This window comes from Pseudoalteromonas sp. RW-H-Ap-1 (assembly GCF_048318575.1).
In the GTDB taxonomy this organism is placed as follows: domain Bacteria; phylum Pseudomonadota; class Gammaproteobacteria; order Enterobacterales; family Alteromonadaceae; genus Pseudoalteromonas.
Genome location: NZ_CP166996.1, coordinates 3,273,644 through 3,293,911, shown reverse-complemented (window position 1 = coordinate 3,293,911; position 20,268 = coordinate 3,273,644). Strand labels below are relative to the sequence as shown.

Genomic DNA, 20,268 nt, shown 5'->3' with positions numbered 1-20,268 from the left:
GCACTGGCTGCCTCAGAGTCCAATTCAACCCATTAAAAAATGTGTGATTATCTAGCTGTGTGGGCATCACTACATACTACTGCGCTGTCGCAACGAAGCAGCGCGCCGACGCCAAATACGTGCAAGCTCGAATCTAAATTTAGGTCTTTCGAAGGGTATATGGTCTGATAAAGTCATCAGTCCATATATTTAATAATCAGCGAGGTCGTTAGCTATTAGACAAGAATATAGTGAGCTTTCTACCTATTTTTAAGTGGTCGTTCGAAAGGTTATTCCATTGTTTTAGTTTATTAATACTGACTTTGTAATACTTAGCGATTTTCCATAAACTTTCACCTGATTTAACTTTATGCTCGATTTCTTGATCTGCAAGTATAGGGAGTATCAGCTTTTCTCCTACGCGAATACGATTGCTTTTTAGATTATTAAAAGCCTTTAACTGACTAACCGTTATTGCATAGCGTTTAGCTATGACACTAAGGCTATCGCCAGATTGAATAGTGTATTGTTGCCATTGACTGTAATCATTAATTTTTTGATTTGCGAGCATTGCTTCAAACTCTATTTGCTCATCGGCAAGAACAACGATATGAGGCGCATCAATAATTGCTGGAAAGCGGATCACACCGTAATTTAATGATTCTAGTCGTTGCCATCTTTCTTTGTTATTTATGATAACTGATCCTGAAACCGGTATTACCGCAATGGTATTCTTGTTTGCTATTATCGGAAATACCATTTTTTGGCTTTTGAGTAGTTGGGCAGCAGCAAGTAACTTAGGAACATATTGGCTTGTTTGCTTGGGGAGTTTTAAATTAAAAAAATCAGTGGGCTTACCCTGCTTTTTATTATTTCTGATGGCTCTTTGTACACGGCCTTCACCTACGTTATAAGCTGCAATTGCATGATACCAATCGCCATCAAAGCGCTTGTGTAAATATTCCATAAAATCCAGTGCAGCTCGGGTACTGTCTATTACGTCTTGGCGTCCGTCATACCAAGGTGAGATTTTTACGTTAAAATACTTAGCAATAGCAGGCGTTAGTTGCCATAAGCCAGAGGCATGTTTATGCGAGTACGCACTGGCATCAAAGTCACTTTCAATCAACGGCATTAATGCCAGCTCAATGGGCAGCCTGCGTTTTTCAACTTCACTAACAATATGGTAAAGATAAGGCTCAGCACGGCGGCTAATTTCATCCATGTAATTTGGATGCGTTAAATACCAGGCAATACGCTTTTGCACCGCAGGGTGGCTAGAATTAGCAAATGACAGCTGTGCCCTAATACGTTGCCATACATCATCAGGTTCTTTTGTGGTGAGTGGCGCTATTTGTGTAATATCTTCGCGCTGTTCACTAACAATTGTTTTGGGGTTAGCCTTAATTTCAGGGGGTGATGTTGGTGTATCGGGTGTGGTTTCACAGCCGGATAAAATAAACACTAATGGCAAAATGCGGATAAATCGATTTGAGAACACGTACTACGCTACTCCGAAAATATAAATGTGGCTAACCTAAAGCAGGTAAGCTTAACATAGAGTGATTTAAAAGTGAGCGGCAGATGAATTAATTCGTCCCTTAAATTGCTCTTTATAGCGACGCGATAAGTTTAGTACTTTGCCGGTTGTAAGTTTTACTTCACTGTCCCCGCTCGGTAGTGGCGTGATTGATTCAATCACATCTAACCGAACGGCATATGAGCGATGAATGCGGCAGAATCCCTGTTGCTCAAGCTGTTCACTCAATTGAGTCATAGTGGCGCGTAATGGGTAAATTCGCTCGCCTATGTGTAAATTCACATAATTGCCACTGGATTCAAGCCAGTCTATGTGTGCTACGCGGACAATAAACTCTTTACCTAGTTTTTTAACAAGTAGTCGATCTAAATTAGCGTTTTGAGGTGTGTCTTCACCTTGTGAAATAGGGGCGGCTTCCCCTGTTAATTGACTCACAATATATTGATAAGTTTTAATAACAACAATTAGAAATAAAAACCCCCATAAGTCTTTTCGATATTCATAAAGTAACTCAAACCACACTAATCCAAAGTTATATTGCATACCTTGTACGATGTAAATGAGTTTGCGAATAGCGACCATGATCCCTACATGTAACAACGAAAAAATAACGCTCGCGAATAAGTAAATGAGTAATGAGCGGGGGATTTTTTGCCAATTAAAAGGCTGGGTTTGTAATAGCCAAACTAAAGCGGGAAACAACAATAAAGTACCAATAGCGCTCGAATACTCCCATACAAACGGCTCCCAAAGCATAAAAGGAAGTGGGCCATCACGCTGGGCTTCCATAATGTTTGAGCTGGCATTTATAGTGTTGTTTATAAAAATATAACTACATAAAAATAAAGCAGCGTACCAAGTTTGGTGGCGTTGAAAGTGCGTTAAAGTGATCATTATTATTGTTACTCTTTAAAAGACCGTAATTAGACTAGCAAGAGAGTGGTAGAACACCAAATTTATCATCCCTGATATCCACCGTTTATCCCTACTGGCTGTTTTATCAGCCTTTTGTGATTGTTTAACGCAGTGTGTTGTCCATAGTTGTTATTAATTAATCGTAAGTTAAATCTCCTATGAATCTTAAAATAGTCATTAAAAATACAACACGTACGCTATTAAAACCTTGGTTAAATGTGTTTAACCAAGGCGAAGAGTTACCATCTCGCCGTTATGATTTAGATTGGCTGAGAGTACTTGCCTTTGGCTTATTAATTTTTTACCACACCGGCATGTTATACAGTGAAAATTGGGGCTTTCATTTTAAAAGTCAGTACTTATCCAGCAGTATTGAAAACATCATGCTTTTATTGTCGCCATGGCGGATGGGATTAATTTGGTTTATTTCAGGTGTGGCGCTGCGCTTTATTGTTGCGCGCTTTAGTCTAGGTATGTTTTTAACTACACGAAGTGTAAAAATATTACTGCCTTTATTGTTTGGCATTTGGTTTATTGTGCCTATTCAGCTTTATGCGCAAATGAGCCAAGAAGCCAGTTTAGCTATGGGCTTTTGGCAGTTTTACAGCCAGTTCTTTGATTTAACCAACCCTTTATTCGAGCGCTATCAAGCAGGGATTTGGCCTCATGTCGATGTGAATCACCTTTGGTACTTACGTTCGTTATGGCAATTTACTTTATTGCTGGTGCTAGCAATGCCGCTGCTTCATCACGCTACTGTGCATACAATAATCACGCGTTTATGTGGGCGCTCGTTATTGACTATTTTTATTGTATTGCTATTGCCGCTGTGTATTTTAAAACTGAGCTGGCCGAGTGATACTTTCCGATACCCCATGGGCGCGCTGTTCTTACTTTACGGTTACTTGCTTGCGTGGCAGCCTTCATTTTATAGTCAGCTACTTCGCCATTGGCGAGTGCTATTCGTGGTATTTACGTTAGGTTATATAGTTGTTGTGCTGTGTTACAACACGATTTGGCAAAACCCTGCTGCTAGCCAATGGCAAATTACCAGCATGGATATGCTGTATACTGCGCAACGATTAATGGGCGTGTTGTTAATGCTGGCACTAGCACAACGTTTTTTGAATCACGATCACCCTAAACTGGCTTTATTAAACGGTGCAGTATTCCCTTTTTATTTATTGCATCAAAGTGTAATTATTGGCCTTGCGTTTTATTTGTCGAAGCTGCAATTAGGTGGTTTTGTGGAGCCATTGCTTATACTCAGCCTCACTTTCATTATTTGTTGGCTGGTGTTTCTTGCTGCGCGCCGTATCGACTTATTAAGCCCATTCTTAGGGATTAAAGTCACAGGTAAATATAAAGCATGGCAAGTTAGAGCTGGCTTTTATTGCGGACTTATATTGGTAAGCCCGCTGATCTTTAGGTTGGTTTAGCATCAAAAATATAATTTAGAATATGTTATAAATGGTTGGTTTTAGGTGGTATGTGCTACAAAACTCGGTTAGATTAACAAGCCTACTATGTGGTTATAACTACAACTTTGGCAAAGCAAACTTATTTTAGGGATGATTGATGCGTTTTTTATTACTGCTTGTTTTTTTATGTGGGTTGCCTAGCGTAGCTTTTGCTACAACAGCACCTAATTCAACGCCTGTAAATTCTGCTCCTATTATAGCTAATACGCAAAATAGCCAAGATTTGATGTATCAGCAATTGTTTCGTATGCAAAGCCAGCTTGTTCGACTAGATGAAAAGCTACAGCAGCAAAAATTACTTGGTAATGATTTTAAGACCTTAGAAGCCGCGCAGCAAGCACTCAAAGCTCAACTTGCTAACTTACAAGCTAAACTCGAAACGCAAGAAAAGCTGCAAACTAATCAAATGAGTGGGGTTGATGGGCGGATAAGTGATATTGCAAGTAATACTAATATTTGGGGATCGATATTCACTCTTTTTGGTTTGATAATCACGGTTGCAGCAGTCGGGCTCGGCTTTAACGCAAAAAACAGAGCTGTAACCGAAGCCAAGCAGGTTGCTAATACAGCCTCAGAAAGTCATATGGAAAAATGGTTATTAGATAATAAAGGTAAATTAATTTCAGAGACCAAAGTTGAGCTCGAAAAGGTGAGCCTTGAGCTAAAAGAGCGAGCCGAAAAGTTAGCAACAGAAGCGAGTGCTGCACTAAATAAAATTGAGCGTGATCTAATAGAAGAAAGTAAAAGAATTATTACCTCAAATAAAGGGGAAACAGGTAAAGGTTTAAGTAAACACAGCAAATCTCCTACAAGGGCTTCAGCTAAAAATTGGTTTAAAGTTGGTTTAAGTGCATTTGAAAAGCATGAATATGATGAGGCGTTAAAAGCTTGGGCAAAAGTATTGCAGTTATTAGATCAAAAAGAAGAGCCAGAACTTTATGCTGTCACACTGATGAACCAAGGTATTACTCATGGAAGACTAGCCAGGCCAGATGACGAGCTCAACAGCTATGAAGCTTTGATTGAGCAGTTCAAAGACTCATCGAATGAAGAGATTCAAATTCAAGTGGCTAAGGCAATGATTAACCAAGGCATTGCTTATGGTCAGCAAGGCAAACCTGATAATGAGATCAGAAGCTACGCAACCTTGATTGAGCAGTTCAAAAGCTCAGCGAATGAAGAGGTTCAAATTCAAGTGACTATGGCGATGTATAACCAAGGCGTTGCTTATGGTCAGCAAGGCAAACTTGATAATGAGCTCAGAAGCTACGCAACCTTGATTGAGCAGTTCAAAGGTTCAGCGAATGAAGAGGTTCAAATTCAGGTGGCTGAAGCGATGTGTAGCCAGAGTGCTATATATGGTCTGAACAAAGACTTCCTCACAGCTCTAAAATCGCATTCAATGTTACTTGAAGCATTTCATAACTCAGAAAACAGTGAGATTAAAAAAATCATAGCTAATTCAAAAGCCAATATTGCAGAACAAGCATTACTTTATGAAACGCCAGAACAAGTTATTACTCGTGTTGCAGAGGTAGAAAAATACTCAGAGAGCCCTGAAAACTTAGCCGTAATGCAGTTTATCCGCTTTTTGCTTGACGACAAAACGATTGAAGAGGTGTTTACTGCCTTAACCAAAATCCCAACGGAAATGGAATTAGAATGGGCCTTTAGAGAGATTAACGATTATCTATCCGATAATTTTGAAGGTATAAAGCAACAACAGATTCAAGCTGTTGTGCAGTATTTTGAGCAACATAAAGATATTGAGCAGTTAAGGGTTGAATTAGGAATTAAAGGCTAGCTCAATACAAGTTAACTATCGCCATAAATGACGATCTACGAGATAGGCTGTGCAATTATGTAGGTTGTGCTTTAGCGCGAAAATGCCAATTCTAATAAGTAGTCATCTTAAATGGTGTTTTACACTTAACCAAACACACACCTAAAACATGCGCCTTGTGGCTTTTGTATATAAATTAAATCACCGCCGTGGTTTAGCATGATTTGCCGGGAGAGGCTAAGGCCAATGCCGGAGCCTTGTTGCTTGGTGGTAAAAAATGGCACGAAGATCATATCCACCACATGTTCGCTGATGCCTGGGCCGTTGTCGCTGATTTCAACATAAAGTTGTTGGCTAGTGTTTTGCGCCAAGCTGATTTCAATCGTTGGTTGAACGGCATTCTCAGCGCTGTACTTTTGGCTACTCTTTAGTACTTCAAGTGCATTTTTTATTAAGTTTACTAATACCTGCTCTATTTGACTGCTGTCTAGCATCACTAATTGCTGGCTTTGAATTGTAAGCTCTATATCTATTTGCAGTTCACGGGCTTGTTGTTGATGTAAGGCGACAATACGCGCTAGCATGTCGGATAAATTTTCAGGCGCTAAATTGGGCTTAGGTAAGCTACTTACTTGGCGAAAACGAGCAATAAAACCCCCTAAATGAGCTGTCCTTGATGCTAACGTGCTTAGCGCAAGCTGTAAGTCTTGTTTATCTTCAAGCTCATCAAAACATAACTCTTGTGGGAGCAAATTACTGCAGGTATCAGCTAGTGATGATAGTGGCGTAATAGAGTTGGCAATTTCGTGAGTGAGTACTTTAGTTAAGCGTTTATACGCTTGTTGTTCTTTAAGTTGTAACTGGTCATGAATAGATTGTAAGCTCACTACGCGGCGAACTTTACCTTGTATTTCGGCGATACTCAGTTGAATTGAAAGGGTGTCGTGCTGCTCGCCATTTTGCCAGTAGGTGGTGCTGCGCAGGTTATTACTGGCGTTTAAAATTAACTCACCTACGGCTCCTAGCTCATGTAAATGCTGGAAACTTTTCCCCAGTAATTTACTAACGGCTGGGTTTGATTCAATCACCTTACCATTGTCATCACATACCATAACAGCTAAATCAACATGGATGAGCAAAGCTTGTAAAAACTGCGCTTGCTGCTCGGCATTAAAGCGCGCTGTTTGCATTTGTGTTTTTACTTGCTCAAATTGCTTAAGCATTGGGTGCTGCTGGCCAAGGCCCAAGGTGCTGTCGCCATTGGCAAGGGCGCGAATGACCATTTCAGCCTGTTTTTGTTGGCGCTTAAACAGCGTAAAAATATGCGCTATTAATGCCGTTGCAACTAGCATTATTAACAATGTCGTCGCTGAAAAACCATGCTTTTGCAATACATAGCTAAGCAACGCACTTATACTTATAAGTGCAATAATATTAAATGAAAGCAATAAATTAGCTCGCATGATTATAGCCCGTACTTTTCAAGGCGGCGGTACATGGCACCGCGAGTTAACCCAAGTGCTTTGGCTGCATGACTCACATTACCTTGATGGTGCTTAAGTGCGGCTCGTACAGTGCGTTGCTCGAGTGTTTCTAAATCAAAGGTGTCGTACTGTAGCTGATTGTTTATATCCTCTGTACTTTGACTCGCAGAATGAGTGCTAGGTGCTGCGCTATTACCCACAACTGAGGTTATATCGAGTGTATCATCTTCAGTTAAAATAACGGCGCGCTCTATTGCGTGGGCAAGTTCTCGCACATTGCCTGGCCATGAATACTGGCAAAGTAATGTCATATCATGATCGCTAATGGTTAAGTCTCGTTTATATTTTTGCGCAAAGTGATTTAGGTAGTAATCAGCCAATAATGGAATGTCATCGCTGCGCTCCCGTAATGCAGGTAGGCGAATTTCAACGGTGTTTATTCGGTATAACAAATCTTGGCGAAAACGCCCTTCACTCACAGCTTGATCAAGGTTGTCGTTAGTGGCGCAAATTAGGCGGATATCAATATCAACCGCTTTGCTGCCGCCAACGGGTGTTATTTGCCTATTTTGTAGTGCAGCCAGTAATTTGGCTTGATGTTCGAGGGGTAAATTACCCAGCTCATCTAAAAATAAACTGCCGCCTTGGGCAAGTTCAAATTTACCAATTCTGTCAGCTTTTGCATCGGTAAACGCGCCTTTTTTATGGCCGAATAGCTCGCTTTCAAATAAATTTTGCGCCACTGCGCCCATATCTAAACTCATAAAGGTTTGGCTGTGGCGCATACTTGCTTGATGAATGGCATGCGCGGTGAGCTCTTTGCCTGTGCCACTTTCACCGGTGATCAGTATGTTGGCATCAGTTTGTGCTGCTTTTTCTATAGTACTAAACACCTGCTGCATCGCATTGCTTTGACCTAAAAACTCAAAGCTGGGGGTATTCAGGGCTTGGTTTAACCCTTGCTTTTGCCGCGTTAATTTACCGACTTGCTGTTTGTCTTCGGCGTGTGAAAATGCGGCGGCCACAGCGCCAAGTAATTGCTCGTTTTGCCAAGGCTTAGCAATAAAATCAGAGGCACCCGCTTTAATTGCATCTACGGCTAGTTGAATGTCGCCGTAAGCGGTCATTAATAAAACAACGATATTAGCGTCTTGTTCAATAATTTTTTTTAGCCAATAAAAGCCTTCTTTGCCACTGATTGAGTCTTGGGTAAAGTTCATATCAAGCAGTATTACGTCAACGGGCTGCTCGAGTTTGCGTTGCTCGTTAATGATGCCTGCAATGTCAAATGGATTGTCTGTGGTTTTAACACTTTGATAATGCTGTTTTAGTAATAAACGTGCTGCAATGAGAATGTCTGGGTTGTCATCAACAATTAGAAGAGAGCCTGTGTGTTTCATGTTTTTTATTCTTATAGAGTTTTATTTAGCCTAAAACAAAAAGGGGACAGTGTCCATAAATGGACGTTCATAAGATAACAAAGTGTTCTATAAACGGACACTATAATTAGTTTAAAAACTTAATTTGAAATTAAGTAGTTGATTTTATTTCGTTAATTAAAGTTGGCATACGCTTTGTAATAACAATAGGTAATTAGTTAAATTAAACCTGTATCAAGGTAGCCGACATGGACAAAAAAATAGAACGCTCATTTACGCAAAAGTATTTTAAAAAATTTACTTTTGCAGCTCTTACTTTAGGTGTTGCTGCGGCTGCATATGGTTTTACGCAAAGCAGTGATACAGGCCGTAGCCAAAACATCGAGCGCAGCAGTTTAACTGTTAGTACGGTTAAACAAGGCGCCTTTAAAGATGCACTGAGCTTACGCGGTCAAGTAGTGCCAAAAACCAGTATTTATCTTGATACTATCGCTGGCGGTCAAGTGGAAGAGCGTTTAGTTGAACAGGGCGAGTATGTAGAAAAAGGCCAACCGCTAGTGCGCCTAAGTAATACTAATCTACAACTTGATGTAATGAGCCGTGAAGCACAAGTTACTGAGCAACTTAATTTTTTACGCAATACGCAAATGACCATGGAAACCAGCCGGTTAAATTTACGCCGTGATTTATTAGAAATCGACTTAAAAATTACCCACCTAACCCGCCGTTTAAAACAAACTAAACCCTTGGTTAAAATTGGCGTATTAGCGCAAGACCAACTAGCCGAACTAGAAGAAGATTTAAATTATTACCAAGCCCGCAAAGAGCTCACCCTTGAGCGCCAAAAACAGGAAAACTCAATCCGTGAGGTGCAAGTGGCGCAGTTGTCAGACAGCGCTAAAATGCTCGAAAAAAATCTGCAATTTGCGCGTCGAAATCTCGACAACTTATTAATCAAAGCACCAGTATCGGGTTATTTAAGCGAACTTGATGTGGAAATTGGCGAATCTAAAAACAGTGGTGCGCGGTTAGGCCAAATAGATATTCCTAATGAATATAAGTTAGTGGTGCGCATGGATGAATTTTATTTAAACCAAGTGCAGCGCGATATGGCTGTGATTATTGAACTTGATGATGACGCTATTACCGCCAAAGTAAGCAAAATTGATAGCCGCGTACAGCAGTCACAATTTCAAGTAGAAGTGGACTTACCCGGTAACACTAAAGCTGTTAAGCGCGGTCAAAGCATTGATATTGAGTTAATGCTAGGGGATGACAATAACAATGCCTTACTGCTTAAACGCGGGGCTTTTTTTACCAACTCGGGCGGTAACTGGGTTTATGTAATCGAGCAAGGCGGTGATAGAGCAGTGCGCCGTGATATCCGCCTAGGCAAAAAGAATCAACACTATTTTGAAGTGCTTGAAGGGTTAAACGCGGGGGATCAAGTAATTACCTCTAGCTACAGCAACTTTGACAAAGCACAGCAACTACAATTTTAAGGAAAATAATAATGATCAAATTAACTAATTTAAGCCGCGTATTTCGTACTCAAGATGTTGAAACAACAGCGCTGAGCAATATCAACTTAACTGTAAATGAAGGTGACTTTTTAGCGATTATGGGGCCTTCTGGCTGTGGTAAGTCAACCCTGCTGTCGATTTTAGGTATGCTTGATTCACCAACCACAGGCAACTTTGATTTTGCGGGAACTGACATTGCAGGCTATAGCGAAAAACAACTAGCAGAGCTACGTAAAGAATCAATTGGCTTTGTATTTCAAAGCTTTAACTTAATTGATGAGCTAACCGTATTTGAGAATGTAGAGCTGCCATTGCAGTACCAAAAAATATCAAAAAGTGAGCGCAAACAACGCGTAGAAACCATTTTAAAGCGCATGGGTATTGATCACCGCGGCGAGCATTTACCTCAGCAGTTATCGGGTGGTCAGCAGCAACGTGTTGCAGTAGCGCGTGCATTAGTAATTAACCCTAAACTAATTTTAGCCGATGAGCCAACCGGTAACCTCGATTCTAAAAATGGTGATGAAGTGATGGCGATGCTCCGCGAACTAAACCGCGAGGGCACCACGGTAATTATGGTTACGCACTCTGATAAAGAGGGTAATTACGCAGACCGCTTAGTACGCCTACTTGATGGCCAAGTAATGCTTGATAAAGCGAATATTGCGCAGCAAGCTGTAGCTGAGGTTGCTTAATATGTTTATTAATTATTTAGTGACAGCTCTACGGGCATTTAAGCAACAAAAGCAGCACTTTATACTAAACCTTTTAGGGTTAAGTATCGGCTTAGCCGCGGCTATTCTAGTGGCACTGTTTGCACAAAACGAGTTGTCTTATGATAGTCAGCAACCACACGCTGAACGTGTTTACCGTGTAGGCCAAGATTTCTCAAAGTTGGGCTTATCAGTCATTCCTATTTTTAATTATTCTCAAGCAGCAAAAGCCACGGAGTATAGCCAAGTAGAAGAAGTGTTTGGTTTGACTATGGTATCGTGGACTAGAGAAGCCATGGTTGATGTGCAGTACCGGGATCAGGGTTTTAAGCTTAATGATTTATATGGAGCAACGCCCAATATTGAGAACTTTATCAATATCAATACATTGGCAGGTGATTTAAAAAATGCAATGAGTACACCAGGGAGCCTGGCGTTAAGTGAATCTGAAGCACTGCGTATTTTCGGTGCAGTGGATGTTATTGGTAACACGCTACAACACGAGCAAGGGCAATATACTGTACGGGCGGTGTTTGCGGATTTACCAAGCAATACTCACTTTGCATTTAAAAACCTCGTATATGTAAAACATGATCCAAATAACCTGATGGTTAATAGCAGTTATGTTTATATGCGCTTAGCGCCGCAAGCAGATCCAAAAGCACTCGCTGATACACTTTCTAAACAGTACTTTAATGGGCAAATGGCGGGTCAAATTGCCATTGAGTTACACCCATTATTAGACTTACATTTAACAGCAAAATCGCCATTTGAAATGAAAGCAGGCGGCGCAAAGCAAGTTGTAACGATTTGTGCAGGGTTGAGCGTGTTACTTATTTTGATTGCTGGTTTTAACTTTATCAATATGACAGTGGCGCAATCTGCAAAACGCGCTAAAGAAGTGGGGGTGCGCAAAGCACTTGGCGCAAGCAAGCTGCAGTTAGTTACACAGTTTTTGGCTGAGTCTACTTTGGTTGCTCTACTGTCGATGATTATTGCTTGTGTGTTAGTGGAACTGTTATTGCCAAGCTTTAACCAGCTGGTCGATCGTGAACTGGTAGTGAGTTATTTCTCAGCCTTTGGTTTGGGCATTATGGCTGTTGTTATTGCTGTAGGCATACTTGCAGGTTTGTACCCGGCATTGTTTATCTCATCATTTAGCGCAAAACGAGTGTTAAGTGGCGATTTACAGCGCGGTAATACAGCCATTTGGGTACGTAAATGCTTATTGACCTTGCAAGCTTCATTAGCAATCGGTTTGATCATTGCATCCGTTACGTTATTAAAACAATTATCTCACTTAAAAAGTCTTCCTTTAGGCTATCAAACGCAGCAACGCTTAGTTGTTTCAGAGTTGCCTGTGCAATCGGTATTTACGCAGCAGCCTAGTGCACTAATTAATCGCTTGACGGCTATAGATGGTGTAGAGCAAGCAACGATTATTGATACCCGTTTAACTGTTTCAATTAACAATACATTACAGCCCACTTGGCCCAATGGTGAATCTTCAGGTGGAATAACCCCAGTGATAGGTTCTAGTTTTGATGTTGTAAAAGGGCTAGGCCTTACGCTTATTGCTGGCAGAGATTTTAGCCGTGAGTTTTCCTCAGACTGGGCTACGCGAGAAAACGGGGTTACAACGGTGGGTACAATCATTACAGAAACCGTTGCCAAGCAGGCAGGTTATAGCAATGTGGCTGATATTGTTGGACAAACAATTAAAGATACAGGGCGTAATGTGGATATGCGAGTTGTTGGTGTTGTAAAAGATGTAAAAGTGGGTAATGCGCAAGATGCTAATTCTAATATTATGTTTTTATGTGGCTTTAACTATTTAGCACCGGTATCTGAAGTGATTTTAACTGTGAACGTGCAAAACCTCCCTGCTATAAAACAAGCAGTGATCACAGCTTTAGCTGAAGTATCTAATATTTATGAGCCAAAAATAAACCTGCTAGCTGAAAACTATAAAGCGGTATTAAAAGGTGATGAGCGTGTTTCTTTTGTAGTACTTATATTCACTGGCCTTGCAGTGTTCTTAACCTGTTTAGGTACTTTTGGTTTAGCTTCATTTGCCACAATTCGCCGCCAAAAAGAAGTCGCTGTACGCAAAGTACTGGGTGCGTCACGCATCAGCATTATGAATCTTCTAGCAAAAGAGTTTTTAATTTTAGTATTAGGGAGTGTAGCCATAGCATACCCGATAACCTATTGGCTGGTGGATGACTGGCTTGCTAATTTTAACGAGCGTGTTGATCAAGCGCTGTGGGTTTATCTAATTGCCGCTCTGAGTGTTGCTGCGATCACTTGGCTCACGGTTGCAAGCCTCGCCTTTAAAGCTGCCAGTACGAGGCCCTCGCTGACGTTACGGTATGAGTAAGTAAAATTTATTAACCAAAACCATGGTCTATCGGAGTAACAGGTAGGCCATTTTTGTTTTAAAACAAGCTCTTATAGGTTAGGTATGTTGATATCACATGTAACAACAGCGTTTCGAGTATTTAAGCAATATAAGCTGTATTCGTTATTGAATGTTTTTGGGTTAAGTATTGGTCTTGCCGCAGCTCTGTTAGTGACGTTATTCGCAGAGTATGAATTGTCGTTTGATGAAATGCAGCCCGATCACCAGCAAGTTTATCGTTTGCATGTTGATGTAAAGGTGCCGGGCTTAGAAGAGATCCCATTAACGGTTGTCAGCATTGCGCAAACAGTGTCTTCACGTAGTGATGTAAGCAACTTATTGGTGCTGGCAGATGTGGTCGATAGTGATTTATTTACTGATCATATTAAAGTGGCTGGGCAAGCGTTTAAGCTGCGAAATGTATATGGCACTTCAGCCAATTTACGTGATTTTATTCATCTTGATGTGATGGCTGGCAATCTTGAACAAGCGCTCTCAGAGCCCAATCAAATAGCCTTGAGTGCAAGTGAGGCTGTAAGGTTATTCGGCAGTGTTAGCAATGCGTTCGAACAAACCTTATTGATGGGCGAGAAAAGTGTCACTGTGCGTGCTGTTTTTAATAACTTACCTGATAACAGCCACTTTTTGTTTCATGCTTTAGTGTCTGTTGATTTCACCGAACATAATGATATATCGAGTTATATTTATCTAAAAACTCAGCAAGGAGCTGATTTAAAAGAGATTGAAAAGCAGCTGGCAAGCCGTCTTATTGAAAAATACCAATTAAAGAATAGCCAACTTGAGTATCGTTTAGTGCCGATGCGAGACGTGTATTTTAAAGCCCATTCTCCCTTTGAATTTAAACCCGGAGGGTCGGATCTTTTAGTGAACTTGAGCCTAATATTGAGTGGTTTATTACTCACCATTGCCGCAGCCAATTACATCAATATTGCGGTGTCGCAATTGCTTTACCGCAGCAAAGAAATTGCCATGCGCAAAACCTTAGGGGCCAGTAAGCGACAATTAATTCTGCAATTTTTGTTAGAAGCTTTGCTAATGGTGACCCTTGCTACGGTGTTAGCGTTGTGTTGGGTTGAGATGTTATTACCAAGTTTTAGTAGCTTTGCAAACCGACCATTGCAGCTAGTTTGGGGCTGGTCACAATTGCTAGCTATATTGGGTGTGGTGTCTTTATTGGCTTTTATATCTGGTGCTTATCCGGCTTTTTGTGTGGCACGCGCACCGCTAAAAAGATTACTTGCAGGGCAATTGCAAACAGGTCAGATGGTGCGTAAAGGTTTGTTAGTCTTTCAAGCAGCCATGGCAATGGCTTTAATTGTTTGTACGTTAGTGAGCTTGCAACAGTTAAAGTTCTTGCAAAGCTTGTCGGTTGGTTATGATGCGACAGATCGCATTGTGATACACGATTTAAGCAGCAAGCAATTGATGATAAAAGAGCACGCGATACTCAATGAGATCCGTGCGCTGCCCGGTGTCATGCAAGTGACCACCACGGACACAGATTTAACCGACAGCATTCTTGAAAGTTTTTACTTCCGTTGGCCAAACGGCTATGAAGAAAGCGAACTGCCACCGACTATTGGCACAGGTTTTCATGCCGTGGAAACCTTGGGTCTGACACTACTTGCTGGCCGAGATTTTTCACCACAATTTCAAAGCGATTGGTTGCACTATGTCAATGAGGAGTCAAATACGCAGCAGGGCGAGGATACGCCTCAGGCAATGGCCATTTTGGTGACCGAACAAATGGCAAAACGTGCTGGCTATGAAAATGTGGGTGAGATAGTAGGACTGCAAGTCCAAGGGCTCTACCGCAATATCAATGCAACCATTGTGGGCGTAGTAAAAGACATCAAAGTGGGCTCGGCAAAAGACGACTGGCTGCCTGTGTCATTTTCAGCTGGGTATAGCTCACAATCAACTATTAGATTGGTGATAAGCACCGAACAAGCAAACTTTCCTCAATTATTGAATCAGCTACGAGAGCTTTTAAGACAATTTAATTTAACCGTCGAACCCCAATTTAGCCTAATGCAACAAGATTTAGCCAAAGTTTATCGTGTCGAGCAAGACTTGTTTGTGCTTATTCGAAATTTCTCTGCGCTGGCGATGCTTTTGAGTTGCTTAGGTTTATTTGGACTAGCGGCATTTGCAGCAAAACGTCAGCAAAAGCAATTAGCCATGCGAAAAGTGTTGGGCGCAACCCGTTTAAATTTAGTTAATCTACTTGCCCGTGAGTTTTTAATCATAGTGTTCGCAGCGGCGGCAATTGCTTTACCTCTAGCTTATTGGCTAATGGATAACTGGTTGCAAGGTTTTAACGAGCGTGTTGATCAAGCGCTGTGGGTTTATCTGGTTGCCGCTTTGAGTGTTGCTGCAATCACTTGGCTTACGGTTGCAAGCCTTGCCTTTAAAGCCGCCAGTACACGGCCATCGTTGATATTACGATATGAATAGATAAAGCTCCGTAAGTTAAAAAGGGTTGGTGAATGCACTAACCCTTTTCTGTATCGTAAATTTTATTGATACGAAATATAATACCCTGGTACATGTGCTTGGGTATAAAAATGCCCGTCAATGTATGAGTCTTGTATTAAAGTTCCAATATTTGCAGCGTTAATACGCATACGAGCCACCATTTCATGGACCGCTGCAGCTGTAAAAGCTTCTTCGACAGGAGGATCACCAACAAAATTAGTAAACCACGGAAACCAGCTATTATCATTGCCACTTACACTTTGATCGGGATGGTAGATACCGCCTTGCCAGCGATCAAATTTCAGGCTTTCTAAACTAAATAGGCCAAAGTTTGCTTGCGTCATACATGCATCAGCGGCTTGGTATTCAGGGTAGCCAGAACTGGCAGCAAATTGATTGCACACATTGTGTGGGAGGTTGCTGGTATTTGCTGCAGAATATTCTACAGCTCTAAACATAACAGGACGAGAAGAGCTACCTGCGGGGAAAATAATATTTGCCGCGACAGGTGAATGCCAACGTTGATGATACATTGCAATTGATAGGCCTAAGTCTTCTTTGTTTATTGCAACGTTATCTGCATGTGTCCATGAGCCGCCAGGGTCAACAGGAGTGCCGCTATTATCGAATATTATTCCATGTTGGTTTGCCTCCAGCTGGTTAAGTAGGCTTGGCGTTGTATTGTCGACAACCGTTACTGGGATCATGCTACTAGCTGCACTCGGTGTATAATTTATAGCTGGGTTGTTTAATGCTTTCCAGCATAATAAGCCATAACCATAACCGTCATTTATCATCGGGCAGTTTGCCATATTTGCAGATGACTGGTTGCTTTGATAAGTGTGATTAACCGATGCAGCAGCGGCTTCACCTGTGCCTACTAATACTCCCCACGATTGAAGTGTTATTTGTGCATACGGTAGTTCACTTTCAGGCAAATAGAGTGTGGTGCTAGATATTAAGTTAAGCGCTAAATCGAACTCATAGAGTACCACGGGGCGCATTTTGCTTTGCGTTTCCTTTGGGTATTGGGCTATCACGGTTTGCTTTGCAGGTGGGGTTTGATATTGCTCATTTACTTGGGCTAACAAATAAACACGATGCTTTGATATATAGCTATTTAGCAATTTGTTTATATGCCAAGTTGATAGTTTGCGAGTTTTTAAAATGCTAGCGTGGTTATCGGTCAATTGCAGTGTATTGCCTTGCTGCAAAACCCATGTGTGCCCACTTAAACCAATTACTTTTGTTTGCTCAAAAATATATTGGTTTTGTTGATCATGACTCTGTGTATTTATAAGTGCTTTGTCATTTATTTGATAGCTTGAAAACGACACTTCCTCGTTGTGATACTGATGTAAAGGCGCCGAATATTGACCAAATAAAGCGGTTAATTCAATTCTAATAGTGTTATCTAATTCTTTTACAACCCATTGATCTTGCGCCTGCTGATGGAAAGTTATTGGAGTGTATTGACCCTCCTTATCTACACTGAATGCCTGCCATGTTGTTTCACACTTTGATATACATAACTTAGATGAGCGAATAAGCGCTTGTTGATTTTTTGAGGTGAAAGAGTCCTGTTCGTCTTCAAATTTAAATTGAAGTGGAGTGCCTCTTTCATTGATTTCAAAAGAAAAAAGAATGCGCCGTTGGTTACCGCTAACATGCAACGTATTGTGATTACTTTGGCCTAACCTGAGCTTTGAGTAAGTGTTTGAAGTGTGTGTTTTATCGGCGTTACCTAAAAAGGCGGAGCCATTATTATGTTGATGGCTTTGATCGCCCTCTTGGAGTTCTAAAAATTGTAAACGTTGAACACACGCTTCTTCTTTACAAGTTTGTAGTTGTATTTTACGTTGCTGATACGCAAAATTAAACCAAGGTGTTTGAGCCAAATAGCTCTCTTGGTTTGCATAAAATAGTACGGGTAGTGTGCTTGTATCAAATTGTTTTGTTATAGCAGCACAATGCATACTTACTGTTATTGTAAGTGTAGTGATAAAAAATTTAAGTAGTTTTTTCATGATGATTCCTTTGCTTTAAACATACAAAAGAGGGTAGGAAGCACCTACCCTTTATAAGTTCGATTGCAGTGCTTAATATACAACCCCTTGCTGCTGCGAAGCATTAACACCCTGATTGAGCTGAATAGATAGCCAATTTTCTACATCACTACGAAGAGAAGCGGTGTTATCAGGACCTGACTGGCTGGCATAAAACCATAAACCGGTAGGCATGGGGGCGGTAACATTTGGGCCACAAGTAAAGTGGTTAGCGGCATACATTACAGCGCCAGAGCTACCAAACTCAAAATGACTATCAGAATAACCGCCATAACCTCTTGCTTTAACATGGGCTTCTGAGTCGAGCGTGAAGTGGTAAACTTCGTTGGGTTGCAACAAAAATGGACTTACGTCAGATGAATCAAATCGAGCTCGCATTGTCGAATTTACGCTTGCTTCGTTACCTGAACGGGTAATTATGCCTGCAATATTAGTAATTAAATCACTGGCAAGTTGTGCATCTAGTAAGCTACCCGCATTGTCATTCACTATTGCAGCAGTAATACCTAAAGCTGCTTTTATAGTGCCCAGCACCGAGTTAATATCCCATCCAGTGTTAAAGCTCATTGCTGCACCACCGGCTTTATTAAACAATACAATCTCAGGAGCAGAACCAGGTAAATCAACGGCAAACTTTGCGCCATCGGCAGAGTGTGCATTAGTGGCTTTTGACCAAATTTGCTTTGCGGTCCCTTTTACATGGAAGCGCGAGGCATAAGTACCTCTAACTTCTAAGTTTCCTGAACATGAATTACTTTGATTACAATCAAAACCCGCTTTATCGGCACACAGCATTTTTACCGAAAACTCAGTAGAGTTATGACTTATTGTGTTATCGTAGCCATACGCTTTATGTTTTGACCAACGCTCACCATCGCCTGAATGAAATGCGCCGTAAGCTGTACTGGTAAAGTTAAGTCCGTGTTTAGACATTCCTTTATTGTCACTAGACGTTTCAGGTGCAGGTGATGATGGGGTTGAAGGGTAATTTGTTACCACAGTACCAGAACCTGTATTTGGCACTACCATTTGGCAGGCACAGGCTGACTTTGGACCACCCTTCGCATCTTTATTTAATAACTCTTTAATTTCATTATAAGTAGTTGGATCCATTTCCTTGTTATAGCTTAAAACAGAGAGCCCTTTTTTCTTAGGAGCTGCGTAATTTTCAAACCAAGCTTCAAATAATCGTGGATTGTTTATTTCGACAAACTCAGCTAACGAAAGCATTTTTTGCATTGTTAACCATTGCTTAAAAAGAGCCGGCTTATACTGTATAAGGTAGCGCGCAAGGTAATAGCTGTTCTCTGGTGAGTGATCAGCAAGCACCGTAGACCATAAATTAAGCGCATTTACGTCTATCTCTTTTATTTGGCTTAAGATTTCTTCGGCCTGATAAGTTGCTGTTAGTTTTTCAATATAATGATTGAGTACCGCTTCTTCATCGTTTTCAGCCATAAAATCAAGCAAAGAAAGCGAGTCAGTAGACCACGCTGAAATAGTCTGCCAAGTTTGTTTGCTAACTTGAGCAGGTGCCATTGCACCATAATCATTTTCTAAAGCAGTAGTACGGTGGTTGGTATTTTCAACAGTACCTGCAAATGCAGTGGTACTTATGATTGCCATATATACAAGAGAGCCTAAAGCTAGTGGTGTCATTAATGTACGTTTCATTTTTATTCCTCCATAAATAATAAATAAGCACAAATAATGTGCCCTTTTATATTGCTTGTTTATTTTCATCACGAAAGGAATTAGCAGGGTCAGCATGGGGCGAGTTAGGTAAAAGTGAGAAAAGTAAGGGGGTGTAAACATGCCGGGCATTATTTTTTAGTTGAATAATTTTTTATATAAATAAATACAATAACTTAAAAATAAATTTACCCGTTTTTACCCAATTGCCCCACGATTGTAAGTGTGATTTACCTCTCTTTGATGCACACTTTTTGAGTTGGTTTTGTATTTAATAGGTATGTTAATACAGCATCAACAATAGGATTAAGTAAATATATGGAGGTAAATATAATGAAATATACAATTTTAATATCAAGTCTGTTACTAACAACCTTTGCGCATGCTCATAGTGCAAAAATGCTGCAAGAAGAACTTCAAGTTAACGCGCAAAACTGCCCTAAAAAGCAAACAATATTGCTCGCTTCGATGAAAATATCGACAGGAACTTTTTCATTTTTGAAAAGTGATACAAGTAGTGGATGTACTGAAAAAAGATTTTCTGCATCAGGTCGAGAAAGCCCGATGTTAGATTGTGGTCAGTTTGATGATTGGCGCTTAGCTTATGATATGGGTAAAAATATGTGTGAGTCGTTACACTCAAATATGATGCATTTTGACAATACATTAAACTCAGATATGCAAATATTTACTCGTTTTGAAGGCCCTTATGAATTTAAAGGAGTCGAGCATCACCAGAAATATAAAGCTAACATGGGCGTTACATTATCGTGTTATATCTGTGATACAGTAAAATAGTTAAAACCGTAGCAC

Annotated in this window: 13 protein-coding genes; 7 read left to right on the top strand and 6 right to left on the bottom strand. The window is 40.7% G+C overall.

What is annotated here, in order from left to right; translation table 11 throughout:
• Nucleotides 1-208: 208 nt before the first annotated feature.
• Together AB8618_RS15630 and AB8618_RS15625 are read right to left on the bottom strand one after the other, a co-directional pair.
• A complete protein-coding gene (locus tag AB8618_RS15630) occupies nucleotides 209-1,480 on the bottom strand; it encodes a LysM peptidoglycan-binding domain-containing protein (protein ID WP_409424247.1) in 1,272 nt (423 codons plus the stop codon).
• Between the two features lie 66 nt (nucleotides 1,481-1,546).
• Nucleotides 1,547-2,410: a LytR/AlgR family response regulator transcription factor gene (locus AB8618_RS15625; RefSeq protein ID WP_409425599.1), complete on the bottom strand. Its 864-nt coding sequence runs from the start codon at nucleotides 2,408-2,410 to the stop codon at nucleotides 1,547-1,549.
• 182 nt (nucleotides 2,411-2,592) lie between these two features.
• On the opposite strand from AB8618_RS15625, the gene AB8618_RS15620 reads away from it, so the two are divergent.
• Nucleotides 2,593-3,873: an acyltransferase family protein gene (locus AB8618_RS15620; RefSeq protein WP_409424246.1), complete on the top strand. Its 1,281-nt coding sequence runs from the start codon at nucleotides 2,593-2,595 to the stop codon at nucleotides 3,871-3,873.
• Nucleotides 3,874-4,012: 139 nt separating this feature from the next.
• Nucleotides 4,013-5,719 (top strand): tetratricopeptide repeat protein, encoded by a 1,707-nt coding sequence (locus tag AB8618_RS15615; RefSeq protein WP_409424245.1) that lies wholly within the window; start codon nucleotides 4,013-4,015, stop codon nucleotides 5,717-5,719.
• Nucleotides 5,720-5,844: 125 nt separating this feature from the next.
• On the opposite strand, the gene AB8618_RS15610 is transcribed toward AB8618_RS15615, so the two are convergent.
• Nucleotides 5,845-7,161, bottom strand: coding sequence for a sensor histidine kinase (locus AB8618_RS15610; protein WP_409424244.1), 1,317 nt, complete (start codon nucleotides 7,159-7,161; stop codon nucleotides 5,845-5,847).
• 2 nt (nucleotides 7,162-7,163) lie between these two features.
• Nucleotides 7,164-8,582 (bottom strand): sigma-54-dependent transcriptional regulator, encoded by a 1,419-nt coding sequence (locus AB8618_RS15605; protein ID WP_409424243.1) that lies wholly within the window; start codon nucleotides 8,580-8,582, stop codon nucleotides 7,164-7,166.
• A 227-nt stretch (nucleotides 8,583-8,809) separates the two neighbouring features.
• On the opposite strand from AB8618_RS15605, the gene AB8618_RS15600 reads away from it, so the two are divergent.
• The 4 genes from AB8618_RS15600 (at nucleotide 8,810) to AB8618_RS15585 (ending at nucleotide 15,676) form a co-directional block, all read left to right on the top strand.
• Nucleotides 8,810-10,063, top strand: coding sequence for an efflux RND transporter periplasmic adaptor subunit (locus tag AB8618_RS15600; protein ID WP_409424242.1), 1,254 nt, complete (start codon nucleotides 8,810-8,812; stop codon nucleotides 10,061-10,063).
• Between the two features lie 11 nt (nucleotides 10,064-10,074).
• Entirely contained in the window at nucleotides 10,075-10,779 is a 705-nt protein-coding gene (locus AB8618_RS15595; RefSeq protein ID WP_409424241.1) for an ABC transporter ATP-binding protein, read from the top strand.
• Between the two features lies 1 nt (nucleotide 10,780).
• A complete protein-coding gene (locus tag AB8618_RS15590) occupies nucleotides 10,781-13,177 on the top strand; it encodes an ABC transporter permease (RefSeq protein WP_409424240.1) in 2,397 nt (798 codons plus the stop codon).
• 84 nt (nucleotides 13,178-13,261) lie between these two features.
• Nucleotides 13,262-15,676, top strand: a complete 2,415-nt coding sequence (locus AB8618_RS15585) for an ABC transporter permease (protein ID WP_409424239.1) — start codon at nucleotides 13,262-13,264, stop codon at nucleotides 15,674-15,676.
• 62 nt (nucleotides 15,677-15,738) lie between these two features.
• On the opposite strand, the gene AB8618_RS15580 is transcribed toward AB8618_RS15585, so the two are convergent.
• Both AB8618_RS15580 and AB8618_RS15575 read right to left on the bottom strand, forming a co-directional pair.
• Nucleotides 15,739-17,724 (bottom strand): hypothetical protein, encoded by a 1,986-nt coding sequence (locus AB8618_RS15580; protein ID WP_409424238.1) that lies wholly within the window; start codon nucleotides 17,722-17,724, stop codon nucleotides 15,739-15,741.
• A 72-nt stretch (nucleotides 17,725-17,796) separates the two neighbouring features.
• Nucleotides 17,797-19,437, bottom strand: coding sequence for a hypothetical protein (locus tag AB8618_RS15575; RefSeq protein ID WP_409424237.1), 1,641 nt, complete (start codon nucleotides 19,435-19,437; stop codon nucleotides 17,797-17,799).
• 351 nt (nucleotides 19,438-19,788) lie between these two features.
• On the opposite strand from AB8618_RS15575, the gene AB8618_RS15570 reads away from it, so the two are divergent.
• Nucleotides 19,789-20,253, top strand: coding sequence for a hypothetical protein (locus AB8618_RS15570; RefSeq protein ID WP_409424236.1), 465 nt, complete (start codon nucleotides 19,789-19,791; stop codon nucleotides 20,251-20,253).
• Nucleotides 20,254-20,268: the final 15 nt, after the last annotated feature.